Origin of the sequence: Frondihabitans sp. 762G35 (assembly GCF_002074055.1) — a bacterium.
Classification (GTDB): domain Bacteria; phylum Actinomycetota; class Actinomycetes; order Actinomycetales; family Microbacteriaceae; genus Frondihabitans.
In genome coordinates, this window is record NZ_CP014619.1 from 1,508,468 (window position 1) to 1,534,555 (window position 26,088).

Genomic DNA, 26,088 nt, shown 5'->3' on the forward strand with positions numbered 1-26,088 from the left:
TCCGTCCTCACGAAAATGACTAGTAGACGAAAACTAGTGCAGGGCGGGGCGTCGCTGGCCCGTTTCGCTGTCACTCGACAGGATTTCGAGTGGGTGTGGCAGACGCCGGAGGGCTCAGGGTCGTGAGCGTGCTCGGAGTCGGGCTCCCGCTCGCCTGTGTGCGGGCGAGGGGCTGGTGGTGGTGCTCGCGGGACGAGAGGGAACTCGTACCCGGGTGGCCCGAGGTGGTCGCGGCCGGGTCAGGCCTTGATCGCGGGGGTGGTGCTTGCCGTACGGGAGGTGGCGTCGTCGTCGGCCGCGTCTCCGTCTACGGAGTCTAGCTCAGGGTGATCGACCTCACCGCTCAGGACCGGCGCGAAGTCGGCGTCGTTCGGGCCGCGGCCCGGGACGTACGCGCTCGGCACGCGTCCCGTGTGGCGCCTCGACTGGATGTAGAAGACGAGGACGCCGATTCCGACCGCGAGGAAGGCGACCCACACGTTGACCCGGATACCGAGGACGAGCGTGCTGTAGTCGGTACGGATGGACTCGAACCACATCCGGCCGGTGCCGTACCAGATGAAGTAGAGCGCGATGGTCTTGCCCCACTCGAGCTTCACGTTCTTGTTGATGAGCAGGATGACCGCCATGCCGAAGAGGTTCCAGAGGATCTCGTAGGCGAACGTCGGGTGGAAGAGCGTGCCCGCGGGAAGACCGACCGGGTAGGCCGGGTTGGTCGTCTCGATCTCGAGACCCCACGGCAGCGTCGTCGGGGTCCCGAAGAGCTCGTGGTTGAAGTAGTTGCCGAGGCGGCCGAACGCCTGCGCCAGCATGAGGCCGGGGGCGAGGGCGTCGGCGAAGACCGAGAAGCGGATGCCCGTCTGGCGGCAGCCGAGCCAGGCGCCCAAGGCGCCGAAGGCCAGGGCACCGAAGATCGCGAGCCCGCCCTCCCAGATGAAGAAGGCCGACCACGGGTTCTTGCCGGGGCCGAAGTAGTCGTTGGTGTGGGTCACCACGTGGAAGAACCGCCCGCCGACGATGCCGAAGGGCACGCACCAGATCGCGAGGTCGATGATGATCCAGCGCTCGGCGCCGCGTCGGTTGAGGCGCGCGTTCGTGACCAGGACCGCCGCCACGATGCCGAGAAGGATGCAGATGGCGTAGGCGTGGATGCGGAGGGTGAACGGGAGCGTGGCGCCGAAGGTGTCCTGGAGGAAGGCCGTCACGTCGAGGTACTGCCAGGCGGCGGACGGACTCGGGATGCTCAGAGGCAAGGACACGAACGAGCGCCTTTCTGGTGGAGGGAAGAGAGAGGTCGACGGAGCCGTCGAGGGGCGACGCTACGAGACTTTACTGCCCGCGGCCAAATCGGAGGCGACCTCGCGGAGCCGCTCGACGCCGCCCTCGGCCAGGGCCCGGACGAACGCGGAGCCGATGATGGCGCCGTCGGCGTAGGCCAGGACCTCGCGCACCTGCTCGGGCGTGGAGATGCCCAGACCGACGCAGGCGTTCTCGACGCCGACCGCGCGGAGGCGTGCGACGAGCGTCTCGGCGGCCTGGTCGACGTCGGTGCGAGTGCCGGTGATCCCCATCGTGGAGACGGTGTAGACGAAACCGCGACTCGCCTCGACGGCCTGCCGGAGCCTCGCCTCGCTCGACGAGGGCGCGGCCAGGAACACGCGGTCGAGATCGGCGGCGTCGGCCGCTGCGACCCACTCGGCCGCCTCGTCGGGGACGAGGTCGGGGGTGATCAGCCCCGCGCCTCCTGCGTCGCGCAGGTCGTCGGCGAAGCGCTGCGCGCCGTACTGGGACACGGGGTTCCAGTAGGTCATCACGACGACGGGCGAGGCCGTCTGCGCGGTGATCTCCTTGACCGCGCCGAAGATCTGCTTGACGCGGAAGCCCTCGGCCAGAGCCCGCTGCGTGGCGGCCTGGATGACGGGGCCGTCCATCACGGGGTCGGAGTAGGGCAGGCCGAGCTCGATCACGTCGATGCCGCTCTCGGCCATCGCGACGGCGGCGTCGATGCTCGTCGTGAGATCGGGGAACCCGACGGGCAGGTAGCCGATGACGGCGCCCGAGCGGGATGTCCGGGCGCCCGCGATGGCGGCGGAGACCTTGCTGGTCGTGTCGATCCCGCTCACAGCTGCTGCGCCTCCTCGTCGAGAATGCCGAAGTAGCGGCTCGCCGTCGCCACGTCTTTGTCGCCGCGGCCGGACAGGTTGATGAGGATCGTCGTGTCGGGGCCCCGATCGAGACCGAGGCGGATCGCACCGGCGAGGGCGTGCGACGACTCGATCGCGGGGATGATGCCCTCGGTCTGCGTCAGGAGGCGGAAGGCCTCCATGGCGTCGGCGTCGACGACGGGCTCGTAGGTGACGCGGCCGATCTTGGCGAGCCAGGCGTGCTCCGGCCCGACGCTCGGGTAGTCGAGGCCCGCCGAGATGGAGTGGCTCTCGACGGTCTGGCCGTCGTCGTCCTGCATGAGGTAGGACTTCGCGCCCTGGAGGACGCCCGTGCGACCGAGGGTGATGGAGGCCGCGTGGCGACCCGTCTCGACCCCGTCTCCTCCGGCCTCGAAGCCGTAGAGCTCGACGCCCTCGTCGTCGAGGAACGCGTCGAAGATGCCGATGGCGTTCGAGCCGCCGCCGACGCACGCGCCGACGATGTCGGGGAGGGCTCCGGTCAGCTCGAGGACCTGCTGCCGCGCCTCCTCGCCGATGATCTTGTGGAAGTCGCGCACCATCGTCGGGAAGGGGTGCGGCCCGGCGACCGTGCCGAGCACGTAATGCGTCTTCTCGACGCTCGAGACCCAGTCGCGCAGGGCGTCGTTGATGGCGTCTTTCAGGGTGCGCGACCCGGTCGTCACCGAGACGACCTCGGCGCCGAGGAGGCGCATCCGGGCCACGTTGACGGCCTGGCGCTGCGTGTCGACCTCGCCCATGTAGACGACGCACTCCATGCCGAACAGCGCGGCCGCCGTCGCCGTGGCGACGCCGTGCTGGCCCGCTCCGGTCTCGGCGATGAGGCGCGTCTTGCCGAGCTTGCGGGCGAGGAGGGCCTGGCCGAGCACGTTGTTGATCTTGTGCGAGCCCGTGTGGTTGAGGTCTTCGCGCTTGAGCAGGATGCGGGCGCCTCCGGCGTGCTCGGCGAACCGGGGCACCTCGGTGATGATCGACGGTCGGCCCGTGTAGGTCTTGTGGAGCTGGGCGAGCTCGGCCTGGAACTCGGGGTCGACCGCGGCCGCCCGGTAGGCCTCGTCGAGCTCGTCGAGGGCGGCGATGAGGGACTCGGGCACGTATCGGCCGCCGAAGTCGCCGAAATAGGGGCCCACGGCGTCGCGCAGGGTGGTCATCAGACCTCCAGGAAGGTGGTGAGGGCGTCGACGGGGTCGCCGTGGACGACGAGGGCCTCGCCGACGAGGACTACGTCGGCACCGGCCCTGCGGTAGTGGGCGACGTCGGAGGGGGCGGTCACGGCGGACTCGGCCACCCGGACGACGCCGGAGGGGATGCGGTCGGCCAACGATCCGAAGAGGTCGGGATCGAGGTCGAACGTGGTGAGATCGCGGGCGTTCACGCCGAGGACGGTGGCGCCCGCGTCGAGGCCGCGCTCGACCTCCTCGGCCGAGTGGGTCTCGATGAGGGCGGTCATGCCGAGGCTCAGGACGAGTTCGTGGAGCTCGACGAGCTTCGCCTGCGCGAGACCGGCGACGATGAGGAGGACGAGGTCGGCGCCGGCGGCACGGGCCTCGAGGACCTGGTAGGCCTCGGCGATGAAGTCCTTCCGGAGGACCGGCACGGAGACGACGTCGCGGACGGCCTCGAGGTCGGCCAGGGTGCCCTTGAAGCGGCGGCCCTCGGTGAGGACGCTGATCGCGCTGGCGCCGCCCGTCTGGTAGCTGAGCGCGAGCGAGGCGGGGTCGGGGATCGCGGAGAGATCGCCGCGCGACGGGCTCGCGCGCTTGACCTCGGCGATGATCTTCACGCGCTCGGCCGGTTGGAGGGCGGCGCGCGCGTCGACGGCCTGCGGTCGGGCGAGCGCGTCGCGCTCGACGACGCTGAGCGGGCGGACGGCCCGTCGAGCCTCGGCATCGGCGAGGGCGCCCGCGTAGAGGTCGTCGAGCACCTAGCTGTGCGCCTTCGGCACGTAGCGGTGACCGCCGACGCCGTAGCCCAGACGCTTCAGGACGAAGCCGGTCACGAGGCCGAGGAGCAGGACGCCGAACGAGATCCACACCACGATGGGCAGGTCGAAGCAGAACGCGATGGTGCCGACGGCGAACGCGACCAGCATGATGACGACGGCCGTCCAGGCGGCGGGCGAGTTGCCGTGGCCTTCGCCGGCGTCGTGCTCGTCGTCGTGCTTCGGGCCCGGGGTTGCCTTGCTCGAGGTCTGGGTGCTCACGGTGCTCCTTGAAAGTGCTTGATGTACTGGAGCGAGTCTACCGGGTGCGGCCCGGCCGGCGATCGTCCGCCTCCGGGTCGAGAGACTCTCCGGCGCCCTCCGGAGAGGCCTCCGCCGGAGCCGTCGGATCGGCCCCGACGCTCAGGGTGTCCCAGGCGGCCACGGGGTCGGTGGGCGCGTTCTCGTCGACGATGCGGACCGACTGGTAGCGCTTCGCCGACTCGGGCCAGGAGCCGCTCGTCACGATGACGGCGAGCCCGAGCAGGACGCCGAGGACGCCCCCCACGAGCGCGACCCACGGCCAGGGCGTCACGGTGTGCGACAGGACGAGGCGCTGGACCGACGCGTCGCCGCTGACCCCGGTGGCCTTCGTGAGAGCGCTCGAGGCGGCGGACACGGGGTCGCCAATCGAGAGGGCCGAGGAGAGGATGACGCAGCCGCCGAGCACCATCTCGAGGACGCCCAGCACGACGCGGAACGCCCGCCCGGCGATCGTGATCGCCCCGAACAGGGCGAGGCCCGCCAGGGAGAGCGCCGAGAGGGCCGGAGCGGCGACGCCGCCCGCCGCGGCGACGTCGATCGTGCCGCCCTCCGGGGTCGACGCGCGCACGGCGACCCAGGTCTGCGTGGACGCCAGGAACCCGACCGCGGCGAGAGCGAGCCCGAGGAGGATCGTGACGAGCTTGAGACGACGCGCGGGCATCAGCCGAGCCTCCTGAGGGCGTTGGCGACGGCGACCGCGCGGAGCGGAGCGGCCGCCTTGTTGCGGGCCTCCTGGTTCTCGGTCGCGGGGTCGGAGTCGGCCACGAGGCCGGCGCCCGCCTGGACCCGGGCGACGCCGCCCTGCAGGAGCACCGTGCGGATGGCGATCGCGAGGTCCGCGGATCCTGCGAAGTCGAAGTAGCCGACGACGCCGCCGTAGATGCCGCGCTGGGCGGGTTCGAGGGCGTCGATGATCTCCAGGGCGCGGGGCTTCGGAGCGCCGGAGAGGGTTCCGGCGGGGAAGGTCGCACGGAAGGCGTCGATGGCGTCCTTCCCCGGCGCGAGGTCGCCCTCGACGCTCGAGACGAGGTGCATGATGTGGCTGAAGCGCTCGACGTGCATGAACTCCGTGACCTCGACGCTTCCCGGGCGGCAGACGCGGAGCAGGTCGTTCCGGGCCAGGTCGACGAGCATCAGGTGCTCGGCGCGCTCCTTGTCGTCGCCCTCGAGGGCGGTCGCCAGGGCGATGTCCTCCTCGGGGGTCGCTCCGCGGGGCTTCGATCCCGCGATCGGGTGGGAGTAGACGCGGGTGCCGTCGACCTTGACGAGGGCCTCCGGCGAGGAGCCGACGATCGAGTAGGGCTCGCCGTCGACGTCGTCGAGGGTGACCAGGTACATGTAGGGGCTCGGGTTCAACGTCCGGAGCACCCGGTACACATCGATCGGCGACGCCGTCAGCTCGTGGTCGAAGCGCTGCGAGATGACCACCTGGAAGACGTCTCCGTCGCGGATGAAGGTCTTGGACCGCTCGACGGCCGCCTCGTACTCCGCGTCGCTGGATCGCCGCGTGGGCTGGGGCTCCGTCGTCATGTCGACCTCGGCCAGGTGGGCCTCGCTCGGGGCGGCCAGGCGGGACTGCAGGGAGTCGAGCTGCTCCTGCGCGCGGTCCCAGAGCGTGTCGGCGTCGTCGAGGCCGTCGTTGAGGGCGGTCGCGATGAGGAGGGCGGTACCCGTGCGGTGGTCGATCACGACGAGCTCCGAGGCGAAGCTCAGCGCCTGGCTCGGCACCTCGAACTCCGCGGGCGGACCGTCGGGGAGGCGCTCGAGCTGGCGCACGGCCTCCCAGCCGATGAAGCCGACGAGGCCGCCGGTCAAGGGCGGGTAGCCCTCGATCCGAGGGGTGGCCCAGCGGTCGTGGAGCGCCGACAGGACCTCGAGCGGCTGTCCGTCGGCGTCGCCGAGGGCGCGCTCGCGGGAGAGGCCGTAGTCGATCCAGGCCGTCTCCGCTCCGCCGTCGGCGTCGAGCGAGGTCGTGAGGACCCCGAACGACGACACCCCGACGAACGAGTAGCGCGACCAGATGCCGCCCTGCTCGGCGGACTCGAGGAGGAAGGTGCCCGGCTTCGACGCCGCGAGCTTCCGGTAGATGCCGACCGGGGTCTCGCCGTCGGCGAAGAGGCTCCTCACCACGGGCACGACGCGGTGCCCCTCGAGGAGCGCGTCGAACTCGGCGCGGTCCGTGGTGCGGGGCTCGCCGGAGGCCCGACGGGACGTGGTGGCGGTGGTGTCAGTCATGCTGGCCGATCGTGGGAGAGAGCGGGTCGACGTCGAAGCAGGCGTGCTCGCCGGTGTGGCAGGCGGCGCCGATCTGGTCGACGGTCACGAGGAGGGTGTCGCCGTCGCAGTCGAGGGCGGCGGAGCGGACGTACTGCGCGTGTCCGGACGTGTCGCCCTTCCGCCAGTACTCTCCGCGCGACCGCGACCAGAAGGTGACGCGACCCTCCGTCAGGGTGCGGCGGAGCGCCTCCTCGTCCATCCAGCCCATCATCAGGACGTCGCGGCTGTCGTGCTCCTGGATGATGGCGGGCAGGAGCCCCTTGGCATCGAAGACGGCGCGCTGCACGACCGGCTCGACGGTGTCGCGGGTGAGCTCGTCGGTCATGCGTGCCCTCTCTTCTGGTGGCTCGGGTGGCTCTCGATGCCGGTGGTCGTCGCCCTGCGGGTCGGCCCTAGCGGACCGTCGCGCCGGATTCGGCCAGGCGGCGCTTGACGTCGCCGACCGTCAGCTCCCCATTGTGGAACACCGAGGCGGCGAGCACCGCATCGGCTCCCGCTCGGATCGCCGGGGCGAAGTCGTCGAGGGCTCCGGCGCCGCCCGACGCGATGACCGGCACGGTGCTGTTCTCGCGCATCAGGGCGACCAGCTCGAGGTCGAAGCCGCGCTTCGTGCCGTCGGCGTCGATGCTGTTCACCAGGAGTTCTCCGGCTCCGCGCTCGATCGCCTCCCGGGCCCAGGCGACGGCGTCGAGGGTCGTCTCGGTCCGCCCGCCGTGGGTCGTGACGACGAAGCCCGAGGCGGTCGACGGCGATCGCTTGACATCGAGCGAGAGGACGAGCGCCTGGGCGCCGAAGCGGTCGGCGATCTCCCCCAGCAGGTCGGGCCGGGCGATGGCCGCGGAGTTGACGCCCACCTTGTCGGCACCCGAGGCCTGGAGCCTCGCGACGTCGTCGGTGGATCGCACTCCCCCTCCGACGGTGAGTGGGATGAAGACCTGCTCGGCCGTCGCTCGCACGACGTCGTACATCGTGGCGCGCTCCTCGACCGTCGCGGTGACGTCGAGGAAGGTCACCTCGTCGGCGCCCTGCTCGTAGTAGGCCCTGGCCAGCTCGACCGGGTCGCCGGCGTCGCGGAGGTCGAGGAAGTTGACGCCCTTCACGACCCGCCCCGCGGCCACGTCGAGGCACGGGATCACGCGGACGGCGAGCCCTGCCATCAGAGTCTCGCGGCGTGGATCGGGCTGACGAGGATCGCGCGGGCGCCGAGGTCGTAGAGGTCGTCCATCACCTGGTTGGTGTCGGTGCGTCGGACCATGACGCGCACGGCCGACCACTCCGGGTCGTGGAGCGGCGACACCGTCGGCGACTCGATGCCGGGGGCGAGTCGCGTCGCCTCGTCGAGCAGGCGGGTCGGGAGATCGTAGTCCATGATCACGAACTGGCGGGCCACGAGGACGCCGTGAAGGCGTCGCTGCAGCACCTCGAGGCCGGGCAGCTCCGCCTTGGCCGAGATCAGCACGGCCGTGGACTGCAGGATCACGGGCCCGAAGATCTCGAGCCCCGCCGCGCGGAGCGTCGTGCCCGTCTCGACGACGTCGGCGATCGCGTCGGCGACCCCGAGCTGCACGGCGCTCTCGACGGCGCCGTCGAGGGAGACGAGCTGAGCCGTGACTCCTGCGCGCTCGAGGAAGGCGCCGACGAGACCGGCGTAGCTGGTCGCGACGCGCACGCCCTCGAGGTCGTGGAGCTCGCGGAAGCGGCCGGCGGGACCGGCGAAGCGGAAGGTCGACGAGCCGAAGTCGAGCGGAGCGACCTCGCTGGCCGTCGAACCGGAGTCGAGGAGGAGGTCGCGACCCGTGATGCCGACGTCGAGGGCGCCCGAGCCGACGTAGGTCGCGATGTCGCGGGGGCGCAGGTAGAAGAACTCGACGCCGTTGCGCTCGTCGGCGAGGTAGAGCGACTTCGGGTCGCGGCGGCCGGAGTAGCCGGCCTCGAGGAGCATCTGGCTGGCGGTCTCGCTGAGGGAGCCCTTGTTGGGCACTGCTACGCGGAGCATGGGGGTCGTTTCTGTCTCGGAGGGGTCGGGCGGGTCAGGGGGTCTCCGGGTCAGAGATGGCGGTACACGTCGGCGGGCGTGAGGCCCTTCGCGATCATCAGCACCTGGAGGTGGTAAAGGAGCTGCGAGATCTCCTCCGCGGTGGCGACGTCGCCCTCGTATTCGGCGGCCATCCACACCTCGGCGGCCTCCTCCACGATCTTCTTGCCGATCTGGTGGACCCCGGCGTCGAGCTCTTTCACGGTGCCGGAGCCCTCGGGGCGCTCGGTGGCCTTGGCGCTGAGCTCTGCGAACAGGTCGTCGAAGGATTTCACGACGTCTACGCTACCGGTGCCGCGGCGAGCCGGAGGGCCGCGATGCGGTCGCGGGGCTCGGATCCGTCGCCCGCGTAGACCGCGGAGCCGGCGACGACCGTGTCGGCGCCGTTCTTTACGGCGGTGCGGATCGTGCGGTCGTTGATGCCGCCGTCGACCTCGAGCCACACGTCGAGGCCCGAGGCGTCGATCGCCTCGCGCGCTTTCCGGAGCTTCGGCATCGTGTCGTCGAGGAAGCTCTGCCCGCCGAATCCCGGCTCGACGGTCATGACGAGGATCATGTCGATCTCGTCGAGGAGGTCGAGCCACGGCTCGACGGGGGTGCCCGGCTTGACGGCGACGGCGGCCCGGGCTCCGGCGCCGCGGATGTCCCTGGCCAGCGTCTTCGGGTCTCGGGCGGCCTCCGCCGAGAACGTCACCGAGAACGCGCCGGTCTCGGCGTACCGGGGAGCCCAGCGATCGGCGTCCTCGATCATGAGGTGGACGTCGAGGGGCAGCGGGCTGACCTCCTGGATGCGCTGGACGATCGGCAGCCCCAGGGTGAGGTTCGGGACGAAGTGGTTGTCCATCACGTCGACGTGGACGAGGTCGGCGGTGGCGATGCGCTGGAGGTCGCGTTCGAGGTTGACGAAGTCGGCCGACAGGATGCTGGGACTGATGCGGAGGGGCACCCGCCGAGTCTACCGGGGCACCGTGCGGGCGAGCCGGGCTGCTAGCTCTCCTTGCGCAGCAGGGCGACGAACATCGCGTCGGTGCCGTTGCGATGCGGCCAGAGCTGGGCGTAGGGGCCCGCGCCGAGGTCGAGCCGCGCCGTCGCGATCCCGTCGAGGACGGCGGGGGCGTCGAGGAGTTCGACGGGGACGTTCTCGGGGGTGCGTCGCCACGCCTTCAACCCGGCCTCGACCACGGCTCGCGTCTCGGCCGTGTGCGGCGAGCAGGTGACGTACGCCAGCGTGCCGCCCGGGGCGAGGGCCCTCAGGGCCGAGGCGAAGAGGCGGGTCTGGAGCGCGGTCAGCTCGGCCACGTCGCGCGGCTGCTTGCGCCAGCGCGCTTCCGGGCGGCGCCGAAGGGCGCCGAGCCCGGTGCAGGGGGCGTCGAGCAGGATGCGGTCGAACGCCTCCGGTTCGTCGCTCCCGGTGAGCGTGGCGTCACCCTGCCGCACGGCCACGGTGTCGGGCGCGAGCGTCGCGACGACCGCCTCCAGGGCCTGTCGCACCAGCCCCACGCGCGCCGGGACGATCTCGTTGGCGACGAGGGTCGCCCCGCCCCGCGCGGCCTCGGCGGCGAGGAGGGCCGCCTTGCCGCCGGGACCGGCGCACATGTCGAGCCAGCGCTCCCCCGCCGTGATCGGGGCGACTCGCGACAGGGCGAGCGCGGCGAGCTGCGAACCTTCATCCTGCACTCGAACCCTGCCCTCGCGCACGAGCGGGAGGCCGGCCGGGTCGCCGGAGGGGGCCGTGACGGCGACGGGCGACAGGCGGCCCTTCGAGGTGCCGGGCACGTCGTCTCGGTCGGCGAGCCCCGGCAACGCCACGAGGCTGACCCGCGGCGGCGCGTTGTCGGCCCCGAGGAGCGCCTCGAGCTCGTCGGCGCGCCCCTCGGCCGCGAGGGCCCCGCGGAAGGCGCGGATGATCCACTCGGGATGGGAGTACTCGGCCGCGAGGCGGTCGTCGGCCGACGTCGTTGCCTCGAGGACGCGCTCGCGCCACTCCTCGGGCGTCGACCGTGAGATCGTGCGGAGGACGCCGTTCACGAACCCGGTGCCCGAGCGGCTCCCGACCTCGCGCGCCTGCGAGACGGACTCGTCGACGGCGGCGTGCTGCGCGACCCGCGTCGCGAGGAGCTGGTGCGTCGCGAGCCGGAGCACGTCGAGGAGCGCCGGGTCGATGGCGCTCGTCGCCCGTCGGGCCGCGAGGGCGATCACGCGGTCGTAGTAGCCCGACATCCGCAGGGTGCCGTAGGCGAGCTCCGTCGCCAGGGCGGCGTCCTGCGCCGACAGGCGGGCCCGCAGGATGCGCTGCGGAAGCAGCAGGTTGGCGTAGGCGTCGTCGTGCTCCACCGCCCGGATCACGTCGAGGGCTACGCGGCGCGCGGGCTGGATGCCGCTCATCGGGTGCCTCCCGTCGTGTCGGCCGCCGTCGTGTCGACCTCCGGTGTCGACAGGTCGAACGACGGCCGGGAGCCGTCGGGGAGGCCGCGGATCCAATCGCCGGCCGGCATCGGCTTCTTGCCGGAGGGCTGCACGGTGACGAGCTCGAGGGCGTCCGACGACGTGCCGACGAAGACGCGCCTGCCGAGGACCTCGACGCGACCCGGCGCGGGGCGCTCGGTTCCGGCGTCGGCGGTGCGCAGTTCGAGGACCTTGACGCGGAGGCCGCCGTACTCGGCGAACGCGCCCGGCTCCGGCGTCACGCCACGGTAGCGGTCGTGGACGGCGGCGGCGTCGCGCGCGAAGTCGAGTCGGGCGTCGTCGAGCGTCAGCTTGGGGGCCAGGGTGACCTCCCCCTCCTGCGGAACGCCCACGGCGGAGCCGTCGGCCAGCTGGTCGACGACGGCGGTCAGGAGGAGCGAGCCGGATCGCGCCAGCTCGCGGAGGAGATCGCCGGCGGTCTCGTCGCCTCCGAGCTCACGCGGGAGCGACCCGTAGACGACGCCCGCGTCGAGCTCGGGCACGAGCTGGAACACGGCCGCGCCGGTCTCCCGGTCACCCGCCATCAGGGCGCGCTGCACCGGGGCGGCTCCGCGCCAGCGCGGGAGCAGGGAGAAGTGCAGATTGATCCAGCCGAGGCGCGGCGTCGAGAGCAGCGGCTCGCGCAGCAGCGCGCCGTAGGCGACGATGACGCCCAGATCGGCGTCGAGGGCCCGGATGCGCTCCGTCACGTCGTCGGTGATGCGGCGGGACCGGATCACGGGCAGGCCGAGCTCCTCCGCCGCGGAGGCGACGGGAGTCGGGGTCAGGACCCTCTTCCGCCCCTGGGGCGTGTCGTCGCGGGTGAGGACGGCCACCACGTCGTGCTCGCTCTCGACGAGGGCGTGGAGGGAGGGGACGGCGGCCGAGGGGCTGCCGGCGAAGACGAGGCGCACGGGGATTCCTGATCAGTCGGAGAACGGCTCGACGTCGTCGAACCGCACCTTGAGTGTAGAGACGGTGCGGCGCGCGTTCGACCCGCGGGGGTCGCCGGGGATGCGGCGGCGGTCGGTCGCAGCACGGATGACGCGACCCCGGAGGAGCGCCGCCACGTCGGAGCCGCGGGCGTAGTCGAAGCGCACGATGGCGCGCACCGTGCCGCTCTCGACGTCGACCGGCCCCAGCGTCTCGCCCCGGATCTCCTCGGGCAGCTCGGCCAGCGCGCCCTCGACCGTCTCGGTGCGCCCGGTCAGGGTCGCGACGCGAACCGCCGGCGGGAACCTCAGGTGCCGTCGGTCGGCGAGCTCCGCCGAGGCGAAGCGCGCGAGGTTCCACGTCGCCAGCGCCGAGGCCATGGTCCCGCCGACGCCGACGAGGAACACGGGAGCGCGTCGAGCGGCCAGCGCCGTCGCGTCGGCCCACCAGCGCAGGCAGTCCTCCGCGACCCGGAGGCTCTCCCTCGCCAGCATCCGCTCGCCGTCGAGCAGCAGGATCGCGCGATAGCCGCCCGGCGCGATCGGCTCGGCGCCCCGCGTCGCCACGACGATCGCCGACTCGCCGTCGACGCGGGTCAGCGGGCGGGAGCCGTCGCTGACGACCACCTTGACGCCGGGGAAAGCGCGACCGAGTTCGTCGGCGGTCCGGCCCGCCCCCGTGCCGACGGTGCGCATCGTGGTGTTCTCGCAGGTCGTGCAGTGCCAGCCCACCGCGAGGGCCCCGCACCAGGCGCACGCGGGAGTCGCCTGGGCGTTCGCCTTCTGCAGCGGCCCCGCGCACCGCAGGCAGCGGGCGGTGTCGCCGCACTCGTCGCATGCGAGTCGCGGCGCGTAGCCGGGATGCGCGACCTGGACGAGGACCGGCCCGAACTCGACGGCCGCCTTCGCCTCCGTCCACGCGGCCGACGGGATCCTGGCGTTGGCGGCGAACCCCTCCCGGGACCCCTGCTGCGTCGTCGGGATGACCCGCGGCTGGTAGCGGGGATCGGGCGACACCTCGGTCAACCAGCCGATCTCGACCAGCCGCTGCACGTCGGTGCTCCGCGCGTGCCCGGCGAACACGAGCGCAGGATGCTGCTGCTCGGCTCGGAGGAGCGCCGCGTCTCGGGCGTGCACGTACGGGCTGAGGGGCTCGGAGAACAGCGGATCGGAATCGTCCCACAGGGCCACGAGCCCGAGTCGCGCCGCGGGCGCGAGCAGGACGGAGCGGTTCCCCACGAGGACGAGGGCCTCGTCGCCCCGCGCTCGCAGCAGGGCCCGGTAGCGCTCCGGGTTCGACTGGCGGGAGTCGAGTCGCACGACGCGGCCCGGGTCGACGACGGCCTCGAGAGCGGCGACCAGCTGCTCCTGGTCGCGGTAGTCGGGGACCGCGAGGATGGCGCTGTCGCCGTCGGCGAGGCTCACGGCGGCGAGCTGCGCCAGGGTGACGGCCCACTGACCCACCCAGAGCACCTCGCCGTCGGCGTCCGCGGGCAGCTCGGCCAGGAGCGGCAGGGCATCGAGGGCGATCCTGGCCCGGGCACGCACGGCGCCGGCGAGGTCGGTGGAACGGTAGTGGTCGATGGTCGGAGTCGCCTCCGGGGCGGCCGCGATCGGCACGCCGTCCGGGTCTGCGTCACCGGCGGCAGCCACCGTTGCGGCTGAGGCTCCCTCCGTGACGGCCTCGGCGGCCTCGGTGGCGTCGACGACCCGCGCCTCCCGCGCAGCCAGCCACGCCTTCTCGACGCGCACCTGCCGCGTGGGGACGGCCAGCCGGAGCACGTCGCTCGCCGAGCCTCCCGCGCGATCGGCCAGCGCCCGGGCGAGTCGCCACACCTCGGGCGCCAGCACGGGCACGGTGGAGACGAGCTCCTCCAGCTCGCTGAGCGACCCTTCGTGCTCCGACCCGGTGGCGAGCTCGACGACGAAGCCGTCGGCCACGCGCCCCGCGGAGCGGAGGGGTACCTTGACCCGCATGCCGGGGCCGACCTCACCCACCAGCCGCTCCGGCACGGCGTAGTCGAAGAGCCGGTCGAGCTGCGGCAGCGGGGTGTCGACCAGCACCCGCGCGACGACCCGGGCCACGGTAGCGACCCCTAGAGCCCCGCTGCGGCGCGGAGGGCGTCGACGCGGTCGAGCTTCTCCCACGTGAAGTCGGGGAGATCGCGACCGAAGTGGCCGTAGGTGGAGGTCTGGCCGTAGATGGGCCGGAGCAGGTCAAGGTCGCGGATGATCGCGGCGGGACGCAGATCGAAGACCTCGTTGATGGCGTCGATGATGACGTCGTCGGAGACGTGGCCGGTGCCGAACGTCTCGACGTAGAGGCCGACCGGCGCCGAGCGACCGATCGCGTAGGCGATCTGGATCTCGAGACGCTCGGCGAACCCGGCCGCCACGGCGTTCTTCGCGACCCAGCGCATGGCGTAGGCGGCGGACCGGTCGACCTTCGACGGGTCCTTGCCGGAGAAGGCGCCGCCGCCGTGACGGGACGCCCCACCGTAGGTGTCGACGATGATCTTCCGGCCGGTGAGGCCGGCGTCGCCCTGCGGGCCGCCGATCTCGAAGCGCCCGGTCGGGTTGATGATGAAGCGGGTCGCCGAGGAGTCGAGACCCGCGTCGTCGAGGACGGGGCGGATCACGTGCTCGATGACCTCGCGCTCGAGCTGCTCGCTCGACACGCGGGGCGAGTGCTGGGTCGAGAGGACGACCGTCTCGACGGTCTTGGGCACGTAGCCGTCGTAGCCGACCGTGACCTGCGTCTTGCCGTCGGGGCGGAGGTAGTCGAGGATGCCCTCCTTGCGGACGGCGGCGAGGCGCTCCGCCAGCCGGTGCGCGAGCCACACGGGCAACGGCATGTACTGCGGCGTCTCGGTGGTGGCGAAGCCGAACATGATGCCCTGGTCGCCGGCGCCCTGCGCGTCGAGGGCGTCGTCGACCGAGAGCCCCGTGCGCGTCTCGAGCGCGTTGTCGACGCCCTGCGCGATGTCGGGCGACTGCGCGCCGATCGAGACCTCGACACCGCAGGTGCGACCGTCGAAGCTGACGGAGGAGTCGTTGTAGCCGATGCCCGTGATGAGGTCGCGGACGATCGTGGGGATGTCGACGTAGCCCGTCGTCGTGACCTCGCCCGCCACGTGCACGAGACCCGTCGTCACCAGCGTCTCGACGGCCACGCGGCTGTGCGGGTCTTCGGCGAGGAGGGCGTCGAGGATGCGATCGGAGATCTGGTCGCAGATCTTGTCGGGGTGCCCCTCGGTGACGGACTCGGAGGTGAAGAGACGGAGGGCAGAAGTCACGGAATTCCTCGGGGACGGTGCGAGAAGGGGCGCGCCAACTCTACCGCCGCCCCACCGACACTCCCCCGGGCTCGCGTCACACGGAGAGACCGTCTGGCAGGGTCGACGGATGGACACCGTCGACCTGCGGACACCGCGACTCCTGCTCAGGCCCCCCGGTGAGGGCGACGTCGACGCGATCGCGGCCGCGTGTCAGGATCCCGTGCTGCAGGCGCGAGTCCCCGTCCCCGTCCCGTACACGCGGCGGTCGGCGGTCGACTTCGTCCGCGGCTACAGCGCTCCCCGCTGGGCCTCCGGCGCCAAGTGCACGTGGGCGATCGAGGCCGAGGGGCTCTTCGCGGGCATGATCGGCGTGCAGATCCTCGAGGGTGGTCGGGGCGAGATCGGATATTGGCTCGCCGAGGAGCATCGGGGCCGCGGCCTCCTCACCGAGGCCGGCGCGCGCGTGGTCGCCTTCGCCCTCGATCCGGCGCCCGAGGGCCTCGGCCTCGCCCGGCTCGCCTGGCGTGCCTTCTCGGGCAACGTCGCCTCGGCCCGGGTGGCGCAGAGGCTCGGCTTCCGCTTCGAGGGGGTGGCACGCCTCGGCGCCGTCGGCCGGAACGGCCTCGAGGACGACTGGCTCGCCGGCCTCCTGGCGACCGACACCCGGGCTCCGGTCCCCTGGGCCGTGCTCGACCCGCACGCCTGACGCGACGTCGGCCGGACGCCCCGCGAACGCCGACGGCCCCTCCGCCGGAGCGGAGGGGCCGTTAGGCGTCGCGGGACAGCGTTACTCGGCGACGACCTCGAGGGGCTTCGCGACGAGCTTGTCCTCGTTGATCTCGTGCATGGCCACGGAGAGCGGCTTGTCGTCGATAGTCGAGTCGACCAGGGGGCCGACGTTGTCGAAGAGCGAGCCCTCGTGCAGGTCGGCGTAGTAGTCGTTGATCTGGCGCGCGCGCTTCGAGGCGAAGATGACGAGCGCGTACTTCGACTCGACCTTCGAGAGCAGGTCGTCGATGGGCGGGTCGATGATGCCCTTGTTTCTGTCGGCCATGGTGCCTCCTAAGCTTTGTGAGCCCGTGCAGCCTTCGACTGCGCTGCGGGCAATGTCATCAAGTCTACGACCTCCTGGGCCGCTTCGCTGACGTCGTGGTTCACGACCTTGACGTCGAACTCGTCCTGAGCGGCCAGCTCGATCTTCGCGGTCTCGAGCCGGCGCTGCTGTTCGGCCTTGTCCTCCGTGCCGCGGCCGATGAGCCGACGGACCAGTTCCTCCCAGGTCGGGGGCAGGAGGAAGACGAGCACCGCCTCCGGCATGACGGCCTTGACCTGGCGGGCCCCCTGCAGATCGATCTCGAGCAGGACGCTCCTGCCCTTGTCGAGCGCGGCGTCGATCGGCGGCCGGGGGGTGCCGTACCGATAGGAGTTGTGGACCGTCGCGTACTCGAGGAGCTCGCGGTCGCGGATCTTGCGGTCGAACTCCTCGTCGGTGACGAAGTAGTAGTGGACGCCGTCGATCTCGCCCGGTCGGGGCTTGCGCGTCGTGGCCGAGATCGAGAGCAGGACCTCGGGGTGGTGCTCGCGGATGTGCGTCGACACCGTGCCCTTGCCGACCGCCGTCGGGCCGGCGAGGACGACGAGGCGCGACCGGAGCCGCCCCTTGGCCTCCCGCTGCGACAGCCAGTCGCCGAGGATCGCGCGCTGGCGCACCCCGAGACCGCCCACGCGCTTCGAGTCGGCGATGCCGAGGGAGTCCATGATGCGCGCCACGCGCGTCGGGCCGATGCCCGGGATGCTGGTGAGGAGCTCGCGGACGCGCAGGGTCGCCTCCGGTGCGGTGACGTCGCCCTGCCAGCCGGCCTCGGCCGCGTCGAGCGCGGTCCGTCGGCGCTCGGCGACGTCGTGCTTCACCTCGGCGCGGGCGCGGCGCGCGGCGACGGCGGCCTTGGCCGCGGCGGCGCGGTCGACCGGGGGCGGGGTCATGCGAGGCACGACGACACCTCCTCGGACGCGTCGCGGACGGCCGCGGCGACTCCCGCCGGCCCGGCGGAGAGGAGCGAGCGCGAGGCCGAGACGAGCACCTGGCCGGACGCCTCGCCGAAGAGGCGGCGGACGTCGGCGTAGCGAGCGCCCTGGGCGCCGAACCCCGGGGCCAGAACGGGCGTGGCGACGAGCGAGGCGGTGTCGATGCCGTAGTCGGCGAGGTCGACGGTCGCGCCGAGCACCACCCCGACGGAGCCGGGGCGGTCGGCGCTCAGATCCTGATCAGCGGCGGAATTGTCGTGGAACACGTCGTCGACGATACCGGCGGCGACGGTCCGACCGGTGCCGAGAATCGCCGTCTGCGTCAGACGCGCCTCCGGATTCGACGTGGCGGAGAGGACGAACACCCCGGCACCCGCCGAACGCGCACGTCGGAGGAAGCCCGCGTTCGCCCCGAGCCCCTGGTACGCGGCTGCCGTGACGGCGTCGGCGCGGAGCGGCGACGACGGGTCGAGCCAGGCGTCGCCGTAGGAGTCCATGGTCGTCCCGATGTCGCCGCGCTTGGCGTCGGCGATCACGAGCAGCTCCGTCTCGCGAGCCGCCGCGAGGACATCCTCGAGGGCCCGGAACCCGGCGGAGCCGTACCGCTCGTAGAAGGCGACCTGCGGTTTGACGACCGGTGCGACTCCTGCGGCCGCCTCGACGACGCGGAGCCCGAACTCGCGAGCCCCCTCCGCCGACACCGGGAGGCCCCACTCCCCCAGCAGGTAGGGGTGCGGGTCGATTCCGACGCAGAGCTGCCCGAACCGCCGGAACGAGGCGCGCAGCCGGAGGCCGAACGCGTCGGTCACCGCTTGGCCTCCCGCTCCAGGGCGTAGTCCTGGAGGCTCGTCACGTCGTAGCCGGTGTGGATCGCCTCGATGGAGGCGACGGCCGCGGCGAGCTGCGCCATCGTGGTGAAGAGGGCCTTGTCGGCCGCGACGGTGGCGGCACGGATCTCGTAGCCGTCGGCGCGACCGCTCGACCCGGAGGGCGTGTTGATGACGAGATCGACATCGTCGCGGTTGATGAGGTCGACGACCGACTCCCCGCCCTCGGAGTACTTGCCGACGATCCGCGTCGGGATGCCGTTGCGGGTGAGGACGGTGGCCGTTCCCTCGGTCGCGATGATCTCGAAGCCGAGCTGCTGGAGCCGCAGCACCGGCAGCACGATGGCCCGCTTGTCGCGGTCGGCCACGCTCACGAACGCGACTCCCCCGGTGGGCAGCCCGCCGTACGCGGCCGTCTGGCTCTTCGCGAACGCCCGCGGGAAGTCGCGGTCGATGCCCATGACCTCGCCGGTGGAGCGCATCTCCGGGCTGAGGACGCTGTCGACGACCTGCCCCTCCTTGGTGCGGAAGCGCTTGAACGGCAGCACCGCCTCCTTGACGGAGATGGGCGAGTCGAGGGGCACGTCGGAGCCGTCCTCGGCGGGCAGGAGCCCCGACCCGACGAGGTCGCGGATCGACTGCCCCACCATGATGAGCGACGCGGCCTTCGCGAGCGGGATGCCGAGCGCCTTCGAGACGAAGGGCACGGTGCGGCTGGCGCGCGGGTTCGCCTCGAGGACGTAGAGCACGCCCGCGGCGATGGCGAACTGCACGTTGAGGAGGCCGGAGACCCCGATCCCCTCCGCGATCTTCAGGGTCGCCTCGCGGACCCGGTCGATCTCGCCGCGGCCAAGGGTGACCGGCGGGAGCGTGCAGCTCGAGTCGCCGGAGTGGATCCCGGCCTCCTCGATGTGCTCCATGATCCCGCCCACGTAGAGCTCGTGGCCGTCGTAGAGGGCGTCGACGTCGATCTCCACGGCGTCGTCGAGGAACCGGTCGACGAGGAGCGGCTGGTCGGGTCCGATGATGGCTTGGTCTTTCACGCGCTCGAAGTAGTCGGCCAGCAGCTCCGACGAGTAGACGATCTCCATGCCGCGGCCGCCGAGGACGTACGAGGGGCGGACCAGGACGGGGTAGCCGATCTCCTCGGCGACCTCGACGGCGGTGGCGTAGTCGGTGCCGGTGCCGTTGCGGGGGGCCAGGAGCCCGGCCCCGTCGAGGATGGCCGAGAACAGGCCGCGCTCCTCGGCCGAGTCGATGGCGGACGGCGAGGTCCCGAGGATCGGGACCCCCGCCTCCTCGAGGCCCGCGGCGAGACCGAGGGCCGTCTGGCCGCCGAGCTGCACCACGACGCCGACGAGCTCGCCGGAGAGGCTCTCCGCGTGGACGACCTCGAGGACGTCCTCGAGCGTGAGCGGCTCGAAGTAGAGGCGGTCGCTCGTGTCGTAGTCGGTGGAGACGGTCTCGGGGTTGCAGTTGATCATGATCGTCTCGAAGCCGGCCTTCGACAGGGCGAAGGAGGCGTGCACGCACGAGTAGTCGAACTCCACACCCTGGCCGATCCGGTTGGGGCCGGACCCCAGGATGATCACCTTGCGACGGTCGCTCGGGGCCACCTCGGTCTCGAAGTCGTACGACGAGTAGTGGTACGGCGTGAGGGCGGGGAACTCGCCTGCGCAGGTGTCGACCGTCTTGTAGACGGGGCGGAGGCCGAGGGCGAGTCGTGCGTCGCGGACCCCCTGCTCGGTGAGCGACCGGAGCTGGGCGATCTGGACGTCGCTGAAGCCGTGCTCCTTCGCCTCGCGGAAGGTGTCCTCGTCGAGCTCGGTCGCCTCGTGCACCCGCTCGGCGACCTCGTTGATGAGCACGATCTGGTCGATGAACCAGGGGTCGATCTTCGTGGCGTCGAAGACCTGCTCGGCCGTGGCTCCGGCTCGCAGCGCCTGCTGGACGGTGACGATACGGCCGTCGGTGGGCACGCTCGAGAGCTCGAGGAGCGCGTCGACGGATCCGGGCTCGCCCGACCAGTGGAAGCTGGAGCCGCGCTTCTCGAGCGAGCGGAGGGCCTTCTGCAGGGCCTGGGTGAAGTTGCGGCCGATGGCCATGGCCTCGCCCACGCTCTTCATGGTGGTCGTGAGCGTCGTGTCGGCGGCCGGGAACTTCTCGAAGGCGAAGCGCGGGACCTTGACGACGACGTAGTCGAGCGTCGGCTCGAACGAGGCCGGCGTCACCTTGGTGATGTCGTTCGGGATCTCGTCGAGGCGATAGCCGATGGCGAGCTTGGCCGCGATCTTCGCGATCGGGAAGCCGGTCGCCTTGGAGGCCAGGGCGCTCGAGCGGGAGACGCGCGGGTTCATCTCGATGACGATGATGCGTCCGTCGGCCGGGTCGATGGCGAACTGGATGTTGCAGCCGCCGGTGTCGACGCCCACCCGGCGGATGATGTCGATCCCGATGTCGCGGAGTTTCTGGTACTCGCGGTCGGTCAGGGTGAGGGCCGGAGCCACGGTGATGGAGTCGCCGGTGTGGACGCCGACGGGATCGACGTTCTCGATCGAGCAGATGACGACCGTGTTGTCGGCCGTGTCGCGCATGAGCTCGAGCTCGTACTCCTTCCAGCCCGTGATGCTCTCCTCGAGCAGCACCTCGCTCGTGGGGCTCGAGTGCAGGCCGTCGCCGACCATGCGGAGGAGCTCCTCGGGCGTGTGGGCGAAGCCGGAGCCGAGACCGCCCATCGTGAAGGACGGCCGCACCACGAGCGGGTAGCCGAGGTCGTCGGCGAAGGCGAGGGCCTCGTCGAGGTGGTGCGCGATGTGCGAGCGGGCGACGTCGGCGCCGGACTCGAGGACGAGCTCCTTGAACATCTGGCGGTCCTCGCCGCGCTGGATCGCGTCGACCTTCGCGCCGATGAGCTCGACCCCGTGCTTCTCGAGGATGCCGGCCGCGTCGAGCGCGATGGCCGCGTTCAGCGCGGTCTGGCCGCCCAGGGTGGGCAGGACCGCATCCGGACGCTCCTTGATGATGATCGACTCGAGCACCTCGGAGGTGATCGGCTCGATGTAGGTGGCGTCGGCGAAGTCGGGGTCGGTCATGATCGTCGCCGGGTTCGGGTTGACCAGGATGACGCGGATGCCCTCCTCGCGGAGGACCCGGCAGGCCTGCGTGCCCGAGTAGTCGAACTCGGCCGCCTGGCCGATGACGATGGGGCCGGAGCCGATGACGAGGACGGAGTTGATGTCGGGGCGTTTCGGCATTACTTGCTTTCCTGGTTCGAGGCGCGGGCGATGACCAGCTCGCGGAAGCGGTCGAAGAGGTGGTTGCTGTCGTGGGGCCCTGCGGCCGCCTCGGGGTGGTACTGCACCGAGAAGGCCGGGATGTCGAGGGCGCGGAGCCCCTCGACGACGTTGTCGTTCAGAGAGAAGTGGCTGACCTCGACGCGTCCGAAGCCGGCCGGGGAGTCGAGGACGCCGTCGACCGGGGCGTCGACCGCGAAGCCGTGGTTCTGGCTCGTGATCTCGACGGTGCCGGTGGTCTTGTCCCACACCGGCTGGTTGATGCCGCGGTGGCCGAAGGGCAGCTTGTAGGTGCCGAAGCCGAGGGCGCGCCCGAGGAGCTGGTTGCCGAAGCAGATGCCGAAGAACGGCAGGCCCTCGCGGAGGGCGCCCTGCAGGAGCTCGACCTGCGCGTCGGAGGCCGCGGGGTCGCCGGGGCCGTTCGAGTAGAAGAGGGCGTCGGGTGCGATCGCGCGGAGCTCCTCCGCGGTCGCCGACTGCGGCAGGACCGTCACGTCGAAGCCGCGCTGGGCCAGATAGCGGAGCGTCGACGTCTTGACGCCGAGGTCGAGGACGGCGACCCGGCCGATGCGCTCGCCCTCGGCGGGGAGGTCGTAGCGCACCTTCGTGGACACCTCGCCGGACAGGTTGCGGCCGGCCATGCCGTCCTGGTCGCGGACGAGCCGGAGCTGCTCCTCCGGGTCGAGGGCGGCGTCGCCTCCCGAGAAGACGCCCGCGCGCATCGAGCCGACGTCGCGGAGTCGTCGGGTGATCGCGCGGGTGTCGACCCCGCGGATCCCGACGATGCCGTCGTCTGCCAACTGGTCGTCGAGGGTGCCCTGCGCGCGGAAGTTGGAGACCACGCGGCTGGCGTCGCGGACGACGAAGCCGGCCACCCAGATGCGGCTCGATTCGGGGTCCTCGTCGTTGACGCCCGTGTTGCCGATGTGCGGCGCGGTCATCACGACGATCTGCCCGGCGTAGGACGGGTCGGTCAGGGTCTCCTGGTAGCCGGTCATCCCCGTCGCGAAGACGGCCTCGCCGAGGGTCCGCCCCTCGGCGCCGTAGGCGCGCCCTTCGAAGCGGGTTCCGTCTTCGAGAACCAGTACGGCCTTCTGTGTCACTGAGTCTTCTCTCCTGGGGTCGTATCGGTGCGGGGTGCGGGTGCGGCGTCCGGCAGGAGGGTCTCGACGGCGTCGATGACCTCCCGGGGGTCGCCGCTGTCGCGGAGGTAGGTGTCGACGTCGGTGTCGCCGAGGCGCCAACCGATGCGGATGAGGCCGTCGGTCTCGACGACGCGGTCGATGGTCCAGGTCGAGCGTCCGACGTCGCGGAGGCTCGCCCGCTCGACGAGGATCGGCGCGGCTCCTGCGATGTCGAGGACCACGCCCTCGGGATGCACCTCGACGACGGCGCGGCCGCGGAAGCCGAGCCCCCGGACGACGACCCGGTCGAGCGGGTTCTCCGCCTTGGAGGTCGCGACGTAGAAGAGGTCGCGCTCGAAGGACGAGGGGGCGAGGTCGACCGGGGCGGACACCGGCAGGGGCAGACCGGCCTGGCTCCTGCCCCGCGCGCGCCAACCGGCCCGCATGAGGAGGAACAGGGCGAGGAAGAGGAGCAGGAAGCCCGCGCCGATCAGCCAGCGGGTCACGAGGCCTCCGCGAAGCGGGATGCTCGGGCGAGCCGCTCGACCTCGCCCGAGTCGACGACCTCGCCGCCGAGGACCGTCGCGTAGCCGCCGTGGAAGACGGCCTCCACGCGGCCCGGCAGCTCGGAGCCGAGGAACGGGGAGTTGGTGCTCTTGCCGGCGAGGTCGGCGGTCGAGAAACTCCTGGTCACCCTTCGATCGTAGAGCGTGATCTCGGCCGGGCCGCCCACGCCGATCGGAACGCCCTGGCCCTCGACCTGCCCGATGCGCGCCGGTGCCACGGAGAGCACCCGCTCGACGTCGGCCCAGCCGAGGAGGCCGGTGTCGACCATGGTCCGGTGGACGACGGCGAGCGCGGACTCGAGGCCGACCATCCCGTTGGCCGCGTTGTCCCACTCGCACGACTTCGCCTCCGCGGTGTGCGGGGCGTGGTCGGTCGCGACGATGTCGACGGTGCCGTCGGCCAGGGCCTGGCGGAGCGCCTCGACGTCCTCCGACCGGCGGAGCGGCGGGTTGACCTTGTAGCGCGCGTCGTAGGTGGAGACGAGGTCCTCGGTGAGGAGCAGGTGGTGCGGGGTGACCTCCGCGGTCACGTCGAAGCCGCGCGACTTCGCCCAGCGGATCACCTCGACGCTGCCGGCCGTGGAGACGTGGCAGACGTGCAGCCGCGCCCCGACGTGGTGCGCCAGGAGCACGTCGCGCGCGATGATCGCCTCCTCCGCCACGGCCGGCCAGCCGCCGAGCCCGAGGGTGGCGCTGAGTTCGCCCTCGTTCATCTGCGCGCCCACGGTGAGCCGGGGCTCCTGCGCGTGCTGGGCCAGGACCCCGCCGAAGCCCTTGATGTACTCGAGCGCGCGACGCATCAGGAGAGGGTCGGCGACGCAGGAGCCGTCGTCCGAGAACACGCGGACGCGGGCCCTCGACCTCGCCATGGCGCCGATCTCCGACAGGTGCGTCCCGGCGAGGCCCTGCGACACGGCCCCGATGGGCCGCACGGTGACGAAGCCCGCCCGGTCGCCCAGGGCCTGCACCTGCTCGACGACCCCGGCCGTGTCGGCCACGGGCGAGGAGTTGGCCATCGCGTTGACCGCGGTGAAGCCGCCCCGCGCGGCCGCCCGGGAGCCGGTGAGGACCGTCTCGCTGCCCTCGAAGCCCGGCTCGCGGAGGTGCGTGTGCAGGTCGACGAGGCCGGGGAGGGCCAGGAGCCCGTCGGCGTCGATCTCGGTGGCGCCCACCTCGGTGAGGTTCGTGCCGAGCGCCTTCACCACGCCGCCGCCGAGCAGGATGTCGGTCTTCCGCCCCGAGCTCAGCTCGGCGCCCTTAAGCAGGTAGTCGGTGGTCATCGTTCGTCCTCTCGGTCGCCGGCCAGGGTCAGGTAGAGCACGGCCATGCGGACGGCGACGCCGTTCGCGACCTGCTCCCGCACGGTCGACTGCTTCGAGTCGGCCGCCTCGTCGCTGATCTCCAGCCCGCGGATCATCGGCCCCGGGTGCATGATCAGCGTGGTCTCCGGAAGCGCGCGGAACCGCTGCGCGCTGAGCCCCCAGGAGCGGGAGTACTCGCGGGCGTTCGGGAAGAACGCCTCGTTCATCCGCTCCTGCTGGATGCGCAGCATCATCACGACGTCGGGCTCGACGCTCGCGAGGGCCTCGTCGAGGTCGAAGTGGACGTCGGCGCCGAAGGCCGCCACCCCGTTGGGTAAAAGCGTCGGCGGCGCCACGAAGGTCACCTCGGCGCCGAGGGTGCGCAGCAGCCAGACGTTGGAGCGCGCGACGCGCGAGTGCAGGATGTCGCCGACGATCACGACGCGGACGCCGTCGAGGCCCCGTCCGCGACTGTCGGTGCCGTGGATCCTGCGCCGCATGGTGAACGCGTCGAGGAGCGCCTGCGTCGGGTGCTCGTGCGTGCCGTCTCCGGCGTTCACCACGCCGGCCTCGACCCAGCCGCTCTCGGCCAGCACTCGGGGCGCACCGGAGGCGGGGTGCCGGATGACGATGCCGTCCGCCCCCATCGCCGCGAGAGTCTGCGCGGTGTCCTTCAGCGACTCGCCCTTCGAGACGCTGGAGCCCTTCGCCGCGAAGTTGATGACGTCGGCGGAGAGCCGCTTGGCGGCGGCCTCGAACGAGATGCGGGTGCGGGTGGAGTCCTCGAAGAAGAGGTTGACGACGGTGATGCCGCGGAGCGTCGGGAGCTTGCGGACCTCGCGGGTCGAGACGTCGGCCATGTCCTCCGCGATGTCGAGGATCCGCACGGCGTCGTCGCGCCCGAGATCGGCGGTGCTCAGGAGATGCCTCACTGCTCGCCCCCCTCGATCGTGACGCGCTCGTCGTCGTCCGTCTCGGCGAGGCGCACGAAGATGCGCTCCGCGGCGGACGACGGCAGGTTCTTGCCCACGTAGTCGGCGCGGATCGGGAGTTCGCGGTGGCCGCGGTCGACGAGCACGGCCAGTCGGACGACGCTCGGTCGCCCGATCGCGCTGAGGGCGTCGAGGGCGGCGCGGATCGTGCGGCCCGAGAAGAGCACGTCGTCGACGAGGACGACGGTCTTGCCGTCGATGCCGCCGTCGGGGACGCTGGTCGGACGCGGGGAGCGGGTCGGCTGGCGCCGGAGGTCGTCGCGGAAGAGGGTGACGTCGACGGCCCCGATGGGGATCGTCTGGCCCGAGATGGACTCGAGGGCCCGCCCGATCCGGTCGGCGAGGATCACGCCGCGCGTCGGGACGCCCAGGACAACGAGGTCGTCCGCCCCGCGGTTGGCCTCGAGGATCTCGTGGGCGATGCGCGTCAGCGCACGCTTGATGTCAGCCTGACTCAGCACGTCTCGTGTGCTCAATCGGACCTCCTTCCCCGCCTCTCGGGACGGAATTTAAAGGACGTCGGTGTGTGGATCGCGACCAGCCTAGCGTGCCTGCCGAGGCCTGC

At 71.8% G+C, this 26,088-nt stretch carries 26 protein-coding genes; 1 reads left to right on the plus strand and 25 read right to left on the minus strand.

From position 1 onward, the window contains the following. Positions 1–239: 239 nt before the first annotated feature. The 16 genes from lgt to metK all read right to left on the minus strand — a co-directional run bounded on the left by lgt (position 240) and on the right by metK (position 15,413). Positions 240–1,259, minus strand: coding sequence for a prolipoprotein diacylglyceryl transferase (gene lgt, locus AS850_RS07250; protein WP_236940870.1), 1,020 nt, complete (start codon positions 1,257–1,259; stop codon positions 240–242). Between the two features lie 60 nt (positions 1,260–1,319). Further along, a complete protein-coding gene (gene trpA, locus AS850_RS07255; protein ID WP_119868502.1) occupies positions 1,320–2,123 on the minus strand; it encodes a tryptophan synthase subunit alpha in 804 nt (267 codons plus the stop codon). Beyond that, positions 2,120–3,334: a tryptophan synthase subunit beta gene (gene trpB, locus AS850_RS07260; RefSeq protein ID WP_119868503.1), complete on the minus strand. Its 1,215-nt coding sequence runs from the start codon at positions 3,332–3,334 to the stop codon at positions 2,120–2,122. The genes trpA and trpB overlap by 4 nt, the downstream gene beginning before the upstream one ends. Then, positions 3,334–4,107, minus strand: a complete 774-nt coding sequence (gene trpC, locus AS850_RS07265; RefSeq protein WP_119868504.1) for an indole-3-glycerol phosphate synthase TrpC — start codon at positions 4,105–4,107, stop codon at positions 3,334–3,336. Before trpC ends, trpB begins: the two co-directional genes overlap by 1 nt. Continuing rightward, entirely contained in the window at positions 4,108–4,386 is a 279-nt protein-coding gene (locus AS850_RS07270) for a DUF6704 family protein (RefSeq protein WP_119868505.1), read from the minus strand. Between the two features lie 37 nt (positions 4,387–4,423). After that, complete coding sequence (locus AS850_RS07275) at positions 4,424–5,089, minus strand: Trp biosynthesis-associated membrane protein (RefSeq protein ID WP_119868506.1); 666 nt, start codon at positions 5,087–5,089, stop codon at positions 4,424–4,426. Next, complete coding sequence (locus AS850_RS07280; RefSeq protein WP_119868507.1) at positions 5,089–6,663, minus strand: anthranilate synthase component I; 1,575 nt, start codon at positions 6,661–6,663, stop codon at positions 5,089–5,091. The genes AS850_RS07275 and AS850_RS07280 overlap by 1 nt, the downstream gene beginning before the upstream one ends. Continuing rightward, complete coding sequence (gene hisI, locus AS850_RS07285; RefSeq protein WP_119868508.1) at positions 6,656–7,030, minus strand: phosphoribosyl-AMP cyclohydrolase; 375 nt, start codon at positions 7,028–7,030, stop codon at positions 6,656–6,658. Before hisI ends, AS850_RS07280 begins: the two co-directional genes overlap by 8 nt. A gap of 67 nt (positions 7,031–7,097) precedes the next feature. Continuing rightward, positions 7,098–7,862: an imidazole glycerol phosphate synthase subunit HisF gene (gene hisF / locus AS850_RS07290; protein WP_119868509.1), complete on the minus strand. Its 765-nt coding sequence runs from the start codon at positions 7,860–7,862 to the stop codon at positions 7,098–7,100. Then, a complete protein-coding gene (gene hisG / locus AS850_RS07295) occupies positions 7,862–8,701 on the minus strand; it encodes an ATP phosphoribosyltransferase (RefSeq protein ID WP_119868510.1) in 840 nt (279 codons plus the stop codon). The genes hisF and hisG overlap by 1 nt, the downstream gene beginning before the upstream one ends. A gap of 50 nt (positions 8,702–8,751) precedes the next feature. Then, on the minus strand, positions 8,752–9,015 hold the full coding sequence (locus AS850_RS07300; protein WP_119868511.1) for a phosphoribosyl-ATP diphosphatase: 264 nt from the start codon (positions 9,013–9,015) through the stop codon (positions 8,752–8,754). 5 nt (positions 9,016–9,020) lie between these two features. Next, positions 9,021–9,686 (minus strand): ribulose-phosphate 3-epimerase, encoded by a 666-nt coding sequence (gene rpe / locus AS850_RS07305; protein ID WP_119868512.1) that lies wholly within the window; start codon positions 9,684–9,686, stop codon positions 9,021–9,023. A 41-nt stretch (positions 9,687–9,727) separates the two neighbouring features. After that, positions 9,728–11,125, minus strand: a complete 1,398-nt coding sequence (locus AS850_RS07310) for an RsmB/NOP family class I SAM-dependent RNA methyltransferase (RefSeq protein WP_119868513.1) — start codon at positions 11,123–11,125, stop codon at positions 9,728–9,730. After that, positions 11,122–12,099 carry a methionyl-tRNA formyltransferase gene (gene fmt / locus AS850_RS07315; RefSeq protein WP_119868514.1) on the minus strand — a complete coding sequence of 326 codons (978 nt, stop codon included), beginning with the start codon at positions 12,097–12,099 and terminating at the stop codon, positions 11,122–11,124. The genes AS850_RS07310 and fmt overlap by 4 nt, the downstream gene beginning before the upstream one ends. Positions 12,100–12,111: 12 nt before the next feature. Then, on the minus strand, positions 12,112–14,202 hold the full coding sequence (locus tag AS850_RS07320) for a primosomal protein N' (protein WP_119868515.1): 2,091 nt from the start codon (positions 14,200–14,202) through the stop codon (positions 12,112–12,114). Between the two features lie 11 nt (positions 14,203–14,213). Beyond that, positions 14,214–15,413, minus strand: a complete 1,200-nt coding sequence (gene metK / locus AS850_RS07325) for a methionine adenosyltransferase (protein WP_119868516.1) — start codon at positions 15,411–15,413, stop codon at positions 14,214–14,216. 109 nt (positions 15,414–15,522) lie between these two features. Between metK and AS850_RS07330 the strand changes: the two genes are divergently transcribed. Further along, positions 15,523–16,101: a GNAT family N-acetyltransferase gene (locus tag AS850_RS07330; protein WP_119868517.1), complete on the plus strand. Its 579-nt coding sequence runs from the start codon at positions 15,523–15,525 to the stop codon at positions 16,099–16,101. Between the two features lie 81 nt (positions 16,102–16,182). On the opposite strand, the gene rpoZ is transcribed toward AS850_RS07330, so the two are convergent. The 9 genes from rpoZ to pyrR are packed head-to-tail and all read right to left on the minus strand — an operon-like array spanning position 16,183 to position 25,999. After that, positions 16,183–16,449 carry a DNA-directed RNA polymerase subunit omega gene (rpoZ, locus tag AS850_RS07335; RefSeq protein WP_119868518.1) on the minus strand — a complete coding sequence of 89 codons (267 nt, stop codon included), beginning with the start codon at positions 16,447–16,449 and terminating at the stop codon, positions 16,183–16,185. Between the two features lie 8 nt (positions 16,450–16,457). Beyond that, positions 16,458–17,378, minus strand: coding sequence for a guanylate kinase (gmk, locus tag AS850_RS07340; RefSeq protein ID WP_119868519.1), 921 nt, complete (start codon positions 17,376–17,378; stop codon positions 16,458–16,460). Beyond that, the gene (pyrF, locus tag AS850_RS07345; protein ID WP_119868520.1) at positions 17,375–18,229 is read right to left on the minus strand and encodes an orotidine-5'-phosphate decarboxylase; all 855 of its coding nucleotides are present in this window, start codon (positions 18,227–18,229) and stop codon (positions 17,375–17,377) included. Before pyrF ends, gmk begins: the two co-directional genes overlap by 4 nt. Next, positions 18,226–21,501 carry a carbamoyl-phosphate synthase large subunit gene (carB, locus tag AS850_RS07350; protein ID WP_119868521.1) on the minus strand — a complete coding sequence of 1,092 codons (3,276 nt, stop codon included), beginning with the start codon at positions 21,499–21,501 and terminating at the stop codon, positions 18,226–18,228. Before carB ends, pyrF begins: the two co-directional genes overlap by 4 nt. Further along, on the minus strand, positions 21,501–22,643 hold the full coding sequence (carA, locus tag AS850_RS07355; protein WP_119868522.1) for a glutamine-hydrolyzing carbamoyl-phosphate synthase small subunit: 1,143 nt from the start codon (positions 22,641–22,643) through the stop codon (positions 21,501–21,503). Before carA ends, carB begins: the two co-directional genes overlap by 1 nt. Next, positions 22,640–23,170, minus strand: coding sequence for a PH-like domain-containing protein (locus AS850_RS07360; protein ID WP_119868523.1), 531 nt, complete (start codon positions 23,168–23,170; stop codon positions 22,640–22,642). Before AS850_RS07360 ends, carA begins: the two co-directional genes overlap by 4 nt. Next, a complete protein-coding gene (locus AS850_RS07365) occupies positions 23,167–24,510 on the minus strand; it encodes a dihydroorotase (protein WP_119868524.1) in 1,344 nt (447 codons plus the stop codon). Before AS850_RS07365 ends, AS850_RS07360 begins: the two co-directional genes overlap by 4 nt. Continuing rightward, on the minus strand, positions 24,507–25,463 hold the full coding sequence (locus AS850_RS07370) for an aspartate carbamoyltransferase catalytic subunit (protein ID WP_119868525.1): 957 nt from the start codon (positions 25,461–25,463) through the stop codon (positions 24,507–24,509). Before AS850_RS07370 ends, AS850_RS07365 begins: the two co-directional genes overlap by 4 nt. Further along, positions 25,460–25,999, minus strand: a complete 540-nt coding sequence (gene pyrR / locus AS850_RS07375) for a bifunctional pyr operon transcriptional regulator/uracil phosphoribosyltransferase PyrR (RefSeq protein WP_119868526.1) — start codon at positions 25,997–25,999, stop codon at positions 25,460–25,462. The genes AS850_RS07370 and pyrR overlap by 4 nt, the downstream gene beginning before the upstream one ends. Positions 26,000–26,088 lie beyond the last annotated feature (89 nt).